At 43.6% G+C, this 13,841-nt stretch carries 12 protein-coding genes; 8 read left to right on the top strand and 4 right to left on the bottom strand.

What is annotated here, in order from left to right:
* Nucleotides 1-63: 63 nt before the first annotated feature.
* The 3 genes from purM (at nucleotide 64) to VX941_05775 (ending at nucleotide 1,979) form a co-directional block, all read left to right on the top strand.
* Nucleotides 64-1,104: a phosphoribosylformylglycinamidine cyclo-ligase gene (purM, locus tag VX941_05785; protein MEE2932916.1), complete on the top strand. Its 1,041-nt coding sequence runs from the start codon at nucleotides 64-66 to the stop codon at nucleotides 1,102-1,104.
* Nucleotides 1,101-1,757, top strand: coding sequence for a phosphoribosylglycinamide formyltransferase (gene purN, locus VX941_05780; GenBank protein ID MEE2932915.1), 657 nt, complete (start codon nucleotides 1,101-1,103; stop codon nucleotides 1,755-1,757). The genes purM and purN overlap by 4 nt, the downstream gene beginning before the upstream one ends.
* An 87-nt stretch (nucleotides 1,758-1,844) precedes the next feature.
* Nucleotides 1,845-1,979, top strand: coding sequence for an aa3-type cytochrome c oxidase subunit IV (locus VX941_05775; protein MEE2932914.1), 135 nt, complete (start codon nucleotides 1,845-1,847; stop codon nucleotides 1,977-1,979).
* Between the two features lie 46 nt (nucleotides 1,980-2,025).
* Here the strand turns inward: VX941_05775 and ndk are convergent, their stop codons facing one another.
* The 3 genes from ndk to VX941_05760 all read right to left on the bottom strand — a co-directional run bounded on the left by ndk (nucleotide 2,026) and on the right by VX941_05760 (nucleotide 4,515).
* Nucleotides 2,026-2,448, bottom strand: a complete 423-nt coding sequence (gene ndk, locus VX941_05770) for a nucleoside-diphosphate kinase (GenBank protein ID MEE2932913.1) — start codon at nucleotides 2,446-2,448, stop codon at nucleotides 2,026-2,028.
* Between the two features lie 114 nt (nucleotides 2,449-2,562).
* Nucleotides 2,563-3,024, bottom strand: a complete 462-nt coding sequence (locus VX941_05765) for a DNA polymerase III subunit chi (protein ID MEE2932912.1) — start codon at nucleotides 3,022-3,024, stop codon at nucleotides 2,563-2,565.
* Between the two features lie 12 nt (nucleotides 3,025-3,036).
* Nucleotides 3,037-4,515, bottom strand: a complete 1,479-nt coding sequence (locus VX941_05760) for a leucyl aminopeptidase (protein MEE2932911.1) — start codon at nucleotides 4,513-4,515, stop codon at nucleotides 3,037-3,039.
* 128 nt (nucleotides 4,516-4,643) lie between these two features.
* Here VX941_05760 and VX941_05755 point away from each other — a divergent pair, with 128 nt between their 5' ends.
* On the top strand, nucleotides 4,644-5,774 hold the full coding sequence (locus VX941_05755; GenBank protein ID MEE2932910.1) for an LptF/LptG family permease: 1,131 nt from the start codon (nucleotides 4,644-4,646) through the stop codon (nucleotides 5,772-5,774).
* On the opposite strand, the gene VX941_05750 is transcribed toward VX941_05755, so the two are convergent.
* Complete coding sequence (locus VX941_05750; protein MEE2932909.1) at nucleotides 5,764-7,683, bottom strand: hypothetical protein; 1,920 nt, start codon at nucleotides 7,681-7,683, stop codon at nucleotides 5,764-5,766. The genes VX941_05755 and VX941_05750 overlap by 11 nt on opposite strands.
* Nucleotides 7,684-8,165: 482 nt before the next feature.
* Here VX941_05750 and lptG point away from each other — a divergent pair, with 482 nt between their 5' ends.
* Genes lptG through pdxA form a run of 4 tightly spaced genes read left to right on the top strand, consistent with a single transcriptional unit; the run spans nucleotide 8,166 to nucleotide 13,840 of the window.
* Nucleotides 8,166-9,266, top strand: coding sequence for an LPS export ABC transporter permease LptG (gene lptG, locus VX941_05745; GenBank protein MEE2932908.1), 1,101 nt, complete (start codon nucleotides 8,166-8,168; stop codon nucleotides 9,264-9,266).
* Entirely contained in the window at nucleotides 9,266-11,491 is a 2,226-nt protein-coding gene (gene lptD / locus VX941_05740; GenBank protein MEE2932907.1) for an LPS assembly protein LptD, read from the top strand. The genes lptG and lptD overlap by 1 nt, the downstream gene beginning before the upstream one ends.
* Nucleotides 11,492-11,495: 4 nt before the next feature.
* Nucleotides 11,496-12,821 carry a peptidylprolyl isomerase gene (locus VX941_05735; GenBank protein MEE2932906.1) on the top strand — a complete coding sequence of 442 codons (1,326 nt, stop codon included), beginning with the start codon at nucleotides 11,496-11,498 and terminating at the stop codon, nucleotides 12,819-12,821.
* The gene (gene pdxA, locus VX941_05730) at nucleotides 12,821-13,840 is read left to right on the top strand and encodes a 4-hydroxythreonine-4-phosphate dehydrogenase PdxA (GenBank protein MEE2932905.1); all 1,020 of its coding nucleotides are present in this window, start codon (nucleotides 12,821-12,823) and stop codon (nucleotides 13,838-13,840) included. Before VX941_05735 ends, pdxA begins: the two co-directional genes overlap by 1 nt.
* Nucleotide 13,841: the final 1 nt, after the last annotated feature.

Below are 13,841 nucleotides of genomic sequence, written 5' to 3'. Positions count from 1 at the left end.
ATTTTTAACTTATATGTCTTTCGAAGCGAGGACTCCATAGCTGCGTTAAAATCAAATACTAAACTGACTTATCGTGATGCGGGCGTAAACATTGATGCTGGCAATACATTGGTAGAGGCCATTAAACCCTTGGCAGCTCAAACTGCGAGATCTGGCGCCTCCGGATCGCTTGGTGGGTTTGGGGGATTATTCGACCTTAAATCCGCTGGGTTTAAGGACCCCATACTTGTCGCTGCCACGGATGGTGTGGGCACTAAGCTAAAAATTGCCATAGCGGCTAATAAGCACGGTACTATTGGTGTTGACCTCGTTGCGATGTGTGTAAATGATCTAGTGGTACAAGGGGCAGAGCCACTATTTTTTTTGGATTATTTCGCTACCGGCAGGCTTGAAAATAAAATAGTAGAAAAAGTGGTTGCTGGTATTGCCAATGGTTGCCAGCAAGCAGGATCCGCACTAATCGGTGGAGAAACGGCAGAAATGCCAGGCCATTATGGGCAAAATGACTACGACCTCGCGGGATTTGCTGTTGGAGCGATGGAACGCCACGACGGTATTGATGGGAGCAATATAAACGTTGGTGACATTGTATTAGGCTTGGCCTCCAGTGGTATTCATTCTAACGGTTATTCGTTAGTTAGAAAAATTGTCGATGAAAGCGGTCTTAGCTATTTCGAACCAGCGCCCTTTAATACAAGTGTTTCGCTGGGTGATGCACTCTTAAAACCAACAATCATCTACGTTAACGCGGTTAAAATTGCTCGCGAGGTAGGTAACGTCAAGGGTATTGCGCACATCACTGGTGGAGGATTACTGGAAAACCTTCCACGTATTCTACCTGACGGCAAGTGTGCCGCCTTAAATCTAAGCTCTTGGCCGAAATCGCCAGTATTCAATTGGCTTATTGAAACAGGATCAATCGAAGTGCCTGAAATGTTGCGAACTTTTAATTGTGGCATTGGAATGGTGATAATAGTTTCTGCAGACGAGGCTTCTGCAATTGCTAACGCAATAGAAGCAAGTGGCCAACCTGCAACTCCCATAGGTGTCATTGAGCATCTGAAAAAGCGAGAACCCGTTCTAGTTCACGGTGATTGGGCGTGACCGATCGGTTAAGGGTTGCTGTCTTGGTCTCGGGACATGGTTCAAATTTACAAGCTCTAATTGACGCCTGCCAGAAACCCGGTTTCCCTGCGCACATAGTGCGGGTAATATCAAACGTTAGAGATGCTTTTGGTATTCAACGAGCATTAAAAGCCGGTATTCCTCACTCGGTAATAGATCACCTCAAATTTAAAAATCGGACGGATTTCGAAACGCAACTCAATGATGAGCTCGTGTCTTGCAATGCGGAATTGGTATGTCTCGCTGGATTTATGAGGCTCCTAACGAGTAGTTTCGTAAAAAAGTGGCACGGTCGCCTCGTTAACATACACCCATCGTTACTCCCAGCATTTAAGGGGCTAGACACCCATGCCCGTGCCCTTGCCGCTGGCGTTAAAATAGCAGGTTGTACTATTCACTACGTCAGTCAGGATATGGATGCGGGGCCAATTATTGCTCAAGCCGCTGTTCCGGTAATGCCAAATGACAGCGAAGATATTCTAGCGGCACGCATTCTTCAGCAAGAACATATTATCTTCCCATTAGCACTTAAAATGATTGCTGAAGGGCGCGTAAAGATAGAGGATGGATACGTTATTTTTGATGAAATATCGCTTGATGACTCTGTAATCATTAGTCCAAAGCTAAATTAGAAGAGTAAAAAACGTTTACACTTGCGTGCTGAAGAAAGCCGGTATAGGTAAACATAGAGATAAAGAAAATTTATGTAGGAGCAGAATATGTCAGGAGAAATGCAGTATAAGCAAGCTCCGAAAGATCATCTCAAAACTTGGGCTGGCCTTATTAAAGTGTCGGCGTGGACTTGTGCAGGCGTAGTTCTTTTGCTTGTAATTCTAGCAATAACGTTGGTTTAGTCTTGGTCGTCCAAAGCATGAAATTCGAAGTGTTTGCCTGATTTTCTCACCCAACAATATCAAGTTCGGAGAAGAAGTAAGCTATCTCGGTAATTGCCGTTTCTGGTGAATCAGAACCGTGGACAGAATTAGCCTCTATTGACTCACCAAAGTCTTTCCTGATTGTACCTTCGTCGGCATTTGCAGGATTTGTGGCACCCATAATATCACGATTAGCTAGAATTGCGTTTTCTCCCTCTAATACCTGCACCACTACGGGCCCAGAGCACATGAAATCACATAATTCATCAAAAAATGCACGTTCCTTGTGAACTGCATAAAATCCCTCAGCTTCTTTACGTATCAGGTGGATGCGCCGCTGTGCAACAATGCGCAATCCAGCCCGTTCGAACCGCGCATTAATTTCACCGGTCAAGTTGCGACGAGTAGCATCAGGCTTTATTATGGATAGTGTCCGTTCCTGGGCCATTTGATATATTTCCCTTTTATGGAGAGTATTATTAAAGGCAGCGCCTTATAGACGGCTCTAAGCGTTGCCGCAAGGGTTTGTGTCAAAAAAATTTACAAATATTGGTGAATATTTTTAATCGCTAACCGTGCGCTTTTCACTCCATTTACCGGTAGAGTCCTGCTGCAAATATATAACCTTGTGGCCTTCATTTTTGTAGCCTGTCCAAGCCTCACGAACTTTCCTTAACCCACTTGTATCATTACCAAAAAAAAGTAAACAACACATTTCAAATTTTCCGACTTGCTTACTTTCTGCACCGTCAACAAGAAAAAGTACATTTGAGTTGTTAGAGTTTTCATCTTTATGGGTAATCAAGATTGGCTGCGAATCAGCGTCTTCATCTCCCACCATACCATGAGGCAAAAAGCTGCTCGGTTTGTAAGTCCACAAGCCAGAATCAAGCTCGGTCACTCTCTCTAATGAGTCCGTAATTATCAAAGCTCGCCAATCACGCTCTAAGACTTTCTCCAATAAAACAGGTAATGCCTTTTCTAAGGTCATTGAAAACAAATGGTAAAACCGTATTTCAGTCAAAACTTATGAAGCCTATTCGAAGTTATCTTTCACAAATCGATCGAGAAGTCTTACTCCATATCCTGTACCTCCTTCAGGTACTGTTGCCGTAGTTTTTTCCGCCCAAGCCATTCCCGCAATATCTAGGTGCGCCCATGGTACTCCATTAACAAATCTCTGTAAGAATTGCGCAGCTGTTGTAGAGCCTGCATAGCGTCCCCCGATATTTTTCATATCAGCTATTTTACTATCAATCATCTTATCAAAATGACCGCCAATTTCGCTCAAAGGCATGCGCCAAACTTTTTCTCCGCTACCTTCTCCAGCCGAGATAAGTTGATTTGAAAGCTCATCATTGTTTGAGAATAGACCGCTATATTCTTTTGCTAGCGCTACCAAAATAGCGCCTGTAAGAGTAGCAAGATCAATCATCAGGCATGGTTTGAATTTTTTCTGGCAATACCATAGTGCATCAGCCAAAACAAGCCTACCCTCCGCGTCAGTATTTAGAATTTCAACAGTCTGACCTGACATCGTAGTTACAACATCTCCGGGCCGTTGCGCGTCACCATCTGGCATGTTTTCTACGAGGCCGATTATACCCACAGCATTAACTTTTGCATTTCTACCAGCCAACGCCTTCATGAGGCCTGCCACAGCTCCAGCGCCGCCCATATCCCACTTCATATCTGCCATTCCAGCACCTGGCTTAAGGGATATGCCACCTGTATCAAATGTGACACCCTTACCAATGAAAGCGACTGGTTTTTGCGAGGAAACCCCACCATTCCATTTCATCACTGCTAACTGACTATCCTTGCGCGATCCTTGGCCAACACCAAGCAACGCGCCCATACCAAGCTTCTTCATCGCGGCCTCACCCAAGATATCAACCTTTACGCCAAGTCGCTTTAATTTTCGCACTTCGGCAGCAAATGTAGCCGGATAGAGAATGTTCGGTGGCTCAGTGACCAAATCACGACAGAGAAAAACACCCTCCGCCAGTTTTCCGAGCTTATTAAACTCGCGTCTTGCTTTTGCCTCTCCATTGACAGCGATGATAAGTTTTTTCACTTTGTTGCTGTTTTCTTTTAGTTTCGTTTTATATTTCGAAAATGTGTAGCTACGTAATTTAGCTCCATATGCTAGGTGAGCAGCTGATTGTGTGGGGTCACTGCCAAAATCCACCATGACCGTAGCTCGCTGCTGCTTAAGTTTATCAATACAGGCATAAATAGAACCACCTAAATCTTGCAATTCAGTTTCACTAAGACATTCACTTCCTAAACCTATGAAAAAAACCATTTCATGCTTGAGACCATGTGGCGCGATGATCTCAAGTATTTGATTTTTCTTACCTTTAAATTGGCTGACATCAATAGCGCGTCGCACAGAACCTCCACTTTCCTTATCTAATGCGGCAACGGATGGACAAAGGCGTGATTTATCCTGAATGCCAAAGACAACAGGACCAGATTTTGGTAGGCTCAACTTCGAAAAAGTGATGTTCATTCTGAAAGTCCAATCAAATAAAATGCGTTTATGCTGTAGTTAAGGTACTGCCTTCACAATTATATCTTATGATATGCCTTTATAAGGGGTAAGTAAGATTTGCAAAAAAATATAAATAGGAAGCGAACTTGAAAAGTCTAGGGACCTATATCTCGAAACAGATTGTTGGTATCACCATTGTTTTCCTTTTGGTGCTCATTTTTGCTGTCTTTCTTACACAATCGCTGCGTATCATTGACTGGACCTTAAATAGAGGATTAAATTTTTCCACTTTCCTAACCATGGCAAGCTTACAAATGCCATTTTTTTTGGTTGTTTTATTCCCAGTAGCACCCTGTTTTTCGACTCTTTTTGTTTATAGTAAGATGATTACCGACAGTGAGCTTATCGTTATGCGAGCAGCTGGAATTGGGAACTGGGCTCTAGCACGCCCCGGATTAGCCGTCGGGTTTGTGATGATGGCGCTTACTTTCATTCTTAATCTTTATGTCCAACCCGCCAGTTTTAGGGAGTACAAGTCACGCGAACATGAATTCCGAAACGAATTAGCCTCAGTGGCTCTTCAAGAGGGTATTTTTAATGATATCCGGAAAGACATAACCGTGTATGTGCGAGAACGTGATAAAGACGGCCAGCTATACGGCATAATGTTGCATGACAACCGTAAAAAAGATCACCCAGAGACCATGATGGCGGAAAAGGGAGCCTTAGTGGATACAGATAAAGGCCCGCGTATAATTCTTGTCAACGGAATACGTCAGACCGTAAATTATAAAAAAAATAATTCTCCGGATACCCTGGAGTTTGATCGTTGGACAGTAGAATTACCAAGCCGTCGACAGAGTGCATCACGGTCACGTGAGCCGGCAGAACGATTCTTGAACGAGTTATTTTTTGAAACCAATGACGGTAGATATAAAAATTTACGTTATAGGTCAGAAATGTTTGCGGAAGGGCATAATCGCCTCGCTACCGGGTTTTTACCGCTTACATTTTGTGCATTAGCTCTGGCTATCCTTCTGAATGGGAGTTTCAACCGCCGCGGCCACACCATTCTGATTGTAAAGGCTTTAGGCGGTGTTTTTATGGTCTTATTTTTAAGTTTAACACTTAAAAACTACGCTGTGACTCACCAGTGGCTTCTGCCATTGATGTATTGCAATTCTATTATTCCCCTCTTGATTGCCCTTTACATAATCTTAAAGCCGAGTCGCTTTCCCCCACCGCGGCAATATGACATTTCGAACACTATTGTCTAATGTCACAGCTTAGGTTCCTAATATTTTTATGATAACTACTCAGAAGACGCGATTTTGGCCAATCCCATGATTTCGCGATTGCCCAGTTTCCATTGCGTTTCTTAAGGAGGAAGGATTTGTTTTCGGGTAGTTTCAATGTGAAATATTGCTCTAATTCTTTGCTACCGCATATGGACCACACCATTGGCGGTGACGGGTATTCCTTGCGCAGATCGGTTTTAATAATCGACAGGCTAGGAGCTGGAGCAACAGAAATATCTGATCGAAACCTATTTGCAAAATACTGCATCACGGTGGCATAATCTCCGATGTCCCCGGGTATGTGAACTAAAACTCTTGCTCCATGAGGAACACTGGTGCCAAGTTCGTGACCGATTGAACGCAAGTATGGCTTTGGTTGTTGCCTATCAAAACGCAGATATGGAGCTGTTACAAACGGCATCAAGATTGCCAATGTTATAATGATCCGCGTTGGGGCTGTGCTCCGTACAAACGTTTTAATGACGGGTGTTTTCAAATAATTCTGGAAGTAAAAACGGGACAGGCCATATATTGCGACTGCATAACCAAAATAACCGATAAAGGTATTATAGCGCCAGTAACTTGATGCCCCGGTACTAGCGTGCCCAGTCCAATGAGCAATATAGAGAAAAAATAGAACGCCATTCCATCCTATAAAAATAACTGCAGCTAAAAAAACAAGCCTGTCAAACGAAGTTTCAGGCCTAAATAATTTCATACCTGCCAAAACAACAAGAACGCCCATAAGTCCGAAATAGCCCGCCTTCTTTACTGCATTTGCCCAAAAAGAGCTCAAAATGGCTGGAATGTTCTGGTATTGCCATTGCTCGAAAGGTAACAAAGTCGCCTCGTGAAGATAGGCATCCGCAGATACGAAATTACGCCAGAGAAGATATGAAAATAACGCGGGACCAATCAATGTTGGTGACAGTCTGAGAAGTCTTTGGAAGCGTGGAAACGCATTTTGACCTAGCAAAACCAAAGCCATACCCATAAATAGTATAGAAAATATGATGATGTTTGGTTGCTTTAAATTAACGAAAAGAAGTGAGATTAAACTAAATTGAAATACAAAGGGTTTTATAGGGGCATTGTTTGCTCGAAGTCGCTCTGTGAGTTGCCATGCGGTAATCCCCAAGAAAGCAAGCCCAACACTGGTTGCAGTATCGGGGTTGGCCATTAATACGATTTTTCGCACAAAAATAGGGTTTGCATATGTAGCAAGGATCAATGCCAAAGCAGCCAATAGCCAACCAATAGGAGCTGGACTTTGCGTAGGACTGTTTGTCTTAGCCAATTGAATCAAGTTGGCCAATAAAACCGCGAAAAGAATTACTAGACCAAAGTTTATTATATTACCTGCACTCTCCGCCACCCCTCCCGCTAATACAGAGACAAAATGAAGCGCAAAAGTGTGATTATAGGGAAATCCTGTATAAGCAGAAAGTGACTGAGGCAATCCTGGTCGAGGAAGAGTGCCATAATCTAATAAATATATAACATTGTAGAGCCAGTGGCTTAAGACATCTACTTCAGATGGATATTTTGCTGCAACAATTAGTAAAAATGGAAACCCGAGGAAAAAAACTCGCCACGGCTTCATCGTCACTAATTCTACCCCACGTCGTTTTAAGAAAATAATGCTCCCGAAAGCGAACAGAATTAATGTCCAAACAACATTCGAAAGATTTGTGGTACTAAGTGTTGCAAGTCCTGTGTACAAAAGACTTCCTATACCCCATCCCATTAATAGAGTGGACCCACCTAAAACACACTCAGAGCTGATTGAACGACCAATAATGCTCATCACCAAGCTTGCAAGTAAAACTGAGAGCAAACCTATGGTCTGTTTTTGAGATGGCAAAATCTCAATTAAAAAATCGATCATTAAGATTAAGTTCCGATGGCCAGAAATTTCAAAAGTAAAATAGCTGTAAATGCAGATAACACAATCAAATCGAAAGCGAAAATGCAATCAGACATGAATAACTCTCGAAATCAAAATACTCTTTGAAGTGGTTAAAAAATTTTAATTACTTTTTGAAATATAACTCCCACAAGATTGATAAAGAACAAAGGTTGCCAAGAACAATTTCAAATAAACTTAAGAAAAAGCTTTCAAAAATATCGTAAACAAGGTTAAAGAGTGTGATGAATAGTGAAAATTGAAGAAAAATAAGAAGAACGTAACGAGATGGGCACCATACGCTTACTCGCGAGCCAGCGAGCAAGCCGCTATTCCACCTATCGGCATACCCTGAGGCGACTTCAATATGGTAGCCTAATTATCCGATTCGTGGTTGATGCGGCCATAAAAATTATTTCGTTCCCAGATGACCACGCCGGTAGAGCTGGCATAATTGCGAGGGCGTGCAATTGCGGCTGTCACTAACACTTTCAAAGTATTTTTCGCGCCAATTTCTTTTTTGGTTCGGAAGCGTATTTCTTGGTTTTGCGTGTATCGCCTTGGTTCTAGACACTGTAGAATTGATGCGTCGAGCATCCGGCAAAGTAGATGCGACAATGGACGTAGTACTGAAAATGGGTTTGCTAAAATTGCCATTTATGATCCATTCTTTGTTGCCGTTCATCATATTATTCGGAGCACTTTTGGCATTCTGGCGCCTTGCTCGAACAAATGAAGTAGTTGTTGCCCGCGCTGCTGGAATTTCGGTATGGCAATTCTTGCTACCAGCCGTTTTTATTACATTTGTCGTGGGTGTATTTGAAATAGGCGGCTTCAATCCATTCGCATCAGCTATGCTATCCAAATATGAAGCGTATGAGGCACAATTTCTAAAAAGACGCACAAGTATGCTCGCAGTTTCGAAAAATGGGCTTTGGCTTCGACAGGCAGATGGACGGTATCAATCAGTAATTCATGCCCAACGCATAACGAATTCGACCATGGACCTGCATGATGTAATAATTTTCCGTTTTGAAGGAAAAGACCGGTTTGCAGAACGCATTGATGCTGAAAAAGCGCGACTTGAAAAAGGCTATTGGCAACTTGACAATGCTTGGATCTCTGCCCCCCTAGCTCAGGCACAGTTTCGGGAGCGACACCAAGTGCGAACAAATCTCACCTTAACAAAAATCCAAGAGAGTTTTGCGTCTCCAGAAACCATGTCTTCTTGGGATTTACCGGAGTTTATCCGCACTTTAGAAGCAGCAGGGTTCTCTGGACATCGGCACTTACTTCATTTTCATTCACTTCTCGCCTATCCATTCCTTCTTTGCGCAATGGTCCTGATTGCTGCCAGTTTTACTTTAAGGGTGCATCGTCGAACTGGGGCAAGCTTTGCCATAATTGGAAGTATCGTCGTTTGTTTTGTCATTTACTTTATGTCTGACGTAGTGCACGCGCTCGGCATATCGGCCACCATTCCAGCAACCCTTGCTGCTTGGACTCCTGCGTGTGTCTCAATCATGATCGGACTCGCAATGTTATTTCATCTGGAGGATGGATAATGTTCAAGGGGACTTCAAAGCGTTGGTTCATTGTGGCCGCATTGATGGTTACGTCACCTGTAACTGTTGCGCAGCAACCAACAACCTACAATTTGCAAAAAAGAGTAAACGCAATCGAGTATCAGCAAGCCGGCAAAATATTAATCACTGCCGACGAAGTAAATTATGATGAAGAACTAGGTGCAATTCTAGCTCGTGGCAATGTCGAAATTGCTCAAGGTGAACGTTTGCTCACGGCTGACTCCATAAGCTACAATCAGAAGTCTGATACTGTAAGTGCGTCTGGAAATATTTCACTACTCGAACCCTCAGGAGAAGTCCTTTTTGCGGAATACATTGAACTTACTGACGATTTTAAAAATGGTATTGTTAAAGAACTTCGTATCTTATTAGCCGATAAAAGTCGGTTCGCTGCTGCTGAAGGAACTAGGCGCGACGGCAATAGAACTGTGATGCGTCGGGCCGTATACTCACCATGCGAGCCTTGCAAAGACGACCCCAATAGGGCCCTTGTTTGGCAACTAAAAGCAGAGAAAATAGTCCATGACCAATCTGATCAAGAGGTAACCTACCGTAACGCCTTCCTCGAACTTTTTGGGGTGCCTGTAGCTTATTCACCCTATTTTTCGCATCCAGACCCTACTGTCTATCGCCGAAGTGGTTTTCTTACTCCAAACTTTGGCTTAGGGGGGAACTTTGATGGATTTTTACAAACACCTTTTTTCTTAGTGCTTGACGATAACAAAGATATGACCATCTCACCGATTTATACAATGAAGGAAGGATTAATTTTTAACGGTGAATATCGCCATAGATTCAATAAGGGTGAACTCTATCTGGCAGGTAGTGCCACTGGGGCCGACCGCAAAGAGGGAGATCCATCCAATCCACAAACAAAAGAAGACGAATTTCGGGGGCATGTTGAAGCTTTTGGGCGTTACGATATCAATGATACTTGGCGTATGGGAATGGATATTGAGCGGAGTACCGACCGCTCATACCTACGTCGCTTTAATTTTTTTAAACCTGAAGGAAATTCGCTCAAACAGCATGTGTACATCGAGGGCTTTAGACACCGGAACTACGCTTCACTAAATTTTTATTCCTTCCAAGACCTACGCTCAAGTAAAGAAGGACAAAACGAACAACCTTTTGTAGCACCAATTATTGATTACAAACATATTGGTGAGGCCGACTCCTGGGGCGGACGCACCTCTCTTGATGCAAATTTTCGTTTTCTTGGACGAGGTGATGGGCCGACTGGCCAACGATTTTCTGCACAGCCGGGATATGGACTTTCGCGCACCTCAGATATCGGATTTGTATCTCGAATAAATCTAGATATGCAAATGGATCTCTACAACACTGATCAGATTTCGAACCCAAAAGTTAACTCCACTTCGTCAGATGGTGTTGAATATCGGCTCATGCCTCGGATATATGCAGACTGGAGATTCCCATTTATTCTAGCGAGGGACGCAACTTCCCACTTAGTTGAACCCCTGATTGGCCTCGTTGCAACGCGAAATGGTGGAAACTCAAACAAAATTCCCGACGAAGATAGCAGTGTTTTTGAAGAGGATGACACCAATCTTTTAAGCATGGATAGACTGCCGGGACTTGATCGCGTCGAGAGTGGGCAACGCCTAATATATGGTGCTAGATATGGTCTTTTTGGCAGACAATTTGGCCAGAATAGTATCTTCATTGGTCAAACTTTCAGAATTTCTGAAGATGATGACCTGGCTGCAAATAGCGGGATTAACCAAGGATTCTCCGATCTAGTGGGACGGGTCGATATCAAACCGCACAGATATATTGACCTTTTGTACAGATTTCGAGCCAACCACATGAATCTAACGCCTCTGCGTAATGAATTCTCATTCAACGTTGGCCCAAAAGCCTTTCAGATTTCAGGAGATTACATTTACGTTGATAACGGGACCGGTGCCGGCTCATCAAGAAAGCGTGAAGAAATAAAAACTGCGGTTATTTCACAAATTAGTCAATTCTGGTCAATCCGTGCATCTACTCATAGGGATTTGACCAAAGATGGCGGCTCGCTTAGCCATTCTGCGAGCCTTAGATATGCAGATGAGTGTATAACGTTCAACGTGATAGGTAGACGCAGCTTTTTTCGGGACGCCGATATACGCCCATCAACCTCGTTATTATTCAGAATTATATTCAAGAACTTGGGACAGGTATCGACTAACGCAGGATGACGCCATGGCGAATTCCCAAACTAATTCTCTTACGACTATAAGCTTATTCCAGCTTATCAAACAGCGACTCTTAAAAATGGTGTTCGCTGCACTAATTGGTATGGCTTGCGTTATTACCTCTACGTGCGCGAACGCTAACGAAGTGTTACGTATTCGTGCAATAGTCAATGATGATGTGATCTCATTTTACGATCTTTTTCAACGGGTTCGTCTTTTGATCATGACAAGTGCAATTCCCGATTCTCCTGATAACCGAAAAAGACTGGCACCCCAAGTTCTTCGGGCAATGATTGACGAAAAGCTGCGCCTCCAAGAAGCGGCCCGATTAAACATACGTGTACCGACAAGCCGTGTGAACCAACAGATATCTTTACTTGAGAAACGCAATAATCTGCCAAGTGGGAGCATACCACGATTACTTGATCAAGCGAGCATAGGTCATAGTGTTTTACATGATAAATTAAGAGGTGAAATTGCATGGCAATCTATTGTTCGTCGCCGTCTAATTAAACAAGTTAATGTAAGTAATGAGGAAATAGAGGATGAATTTCGTCGCTTACAATCAATTCAACACTTACCTAAGTATAAGGTTTCCGAAATTTTTCTCGCCGTCGATAATCCAGACCAAGAAGATCAGGTTTTAGACGTAGCGCGCAGGCTTTTAGGTCAATTGGACGAAGGGGCCAAATTCAATTTGATCGCGAGAGAATTTTCCCAAAGTTCAAGTGCGGCAACTGGTGGAAATTTGGGGACTGTGTCAAAAGGCCAGCTTGACCCTAAACTCGAGAAAGCGCTTGATGCATTAAATAACGGAGAATTGGCTGGCCCCCTCCGCACTATATCTGGTTTTTACATCTTGAAATTACACGAGCGCATTTCACCCACCATACATAACAATAAACCGGTCATGGCCTTGGTCTCACAATTACTTTTACCTTTAAAAGCGGAAGCAAAAAAAGCGGAAATTGATTCGCAAGAAGATATTGCTGCGCAAATTCGAGACACCTCGACATCGTGTAAACACCTTGACGAGAGTGGGCGCGCACTCAATACACCTCAGTCAGGCAGTCTTGGAAAAATAAATATTGAAGAGCTACCATCAACGATCTCAAAAGCAATCAGGAATTTACCAGCTAACAAAGTGAGCCCGACTATCCGAGTTGCTGAAGGGCTATTGCTAATGATGGTTTGCGAATGGGACAAACCTAGGTCCAGCCTTCCGCCAAAAAAAGAAGTTCGGGCGCGCTTGGGTGACCGGCAATTAAATCTACTCATGCAGCGATACATGCGCGACTTGAGGCGCACAGCATATATTGACCTGCGCGGCTAATGACTAATTTCACACCAATTGCAATGACTATGGGGGAGCCCGCTGGAATTGGTGGGGAAATAACCTTGAAGGCTTGGGCCAATACGGAAGGTGGCCCTCTGCCACCATTCTTCACAATCGACGATCCTGCACGATTACAAAAGATCGCGCGAGATCTCGAATGGCCAGTCGAGGTGATCCCCATTGAGGACCCTGCTGCAACAGCAGATGTATTTAGACTAGGCCTTCCAGTATTACCACTCAAATTACCAGCACAGGTCAAGTCTGGGGAGCCGAATCCTGCTAATGCCAAGAGTGTGGTCGCTGCCATAGATATGGCAGTGAAATTAGTGACAAAAGGCTCTGCCTCAGCAATCGTAACGAATCCGATACACAAAAACATACTTTATGAGAATGGGTTTGGGCATCCTGGACATACGGAATATCTGGCAAAACTTGCAGGTAAAAATAGGTCAGCAATGATGCTAGCCTGCCCGGGTTTGCGAACGGTCCCTGTCACTACCCATGTATCCCTTAGTAATGCTATCCGAACCCTCACCGCCAAAAATATTATTGAGATAAGCAACATTACTATTTCTTCGCTAAAACAAGATTTTGGTATCGAAGTACCGCAAATCGCAATAGCTGCTCTTAACCCGCACGGTGGCGAACAGGGCCGATTAGGTGTTGAAGAGCATGAAATTATACAACCCGCAATAGAGGAACTTAAGAGGCAAGGGGCAAATGTCGCCGGTCCGGCACCTGCAGATACGTTATTTCACGCCCAAGCACGAGAAAACTATGACGCAGTGATTTGCATGTATCATGACCAGGCACTGATCCCCCTCAAAACTATCGATTTCGTCGGGGGAGTTAACATCACAATGGGTTTACCTTTTGTACGGACCTCGCCTGATCACGGCACAGCCTTTGAAATATCAGGTTTAGGGATCGCCGATGAAACTAGCCTTGTTTCTGCCGTTAGAATGGCCGCCGATATTGCAAATCGACGACTCAAAAAACGACAAATACCCGAGTAAC

The sequence above is a fragment of the Pseudomonadota bacterium genome (genome assembly GCA_036339585.1).
Taxonomy (GTDB): Bacteria; Pseudomonadota; Alphaproteobacteria; order UBA8366; family UBA8366; genus UBA8366.
The sequence above is the reverse complement of the archived record's forward strand: the minus strand, read 5'-3'. Positions and strand labels throughout refer to the sequence as shown.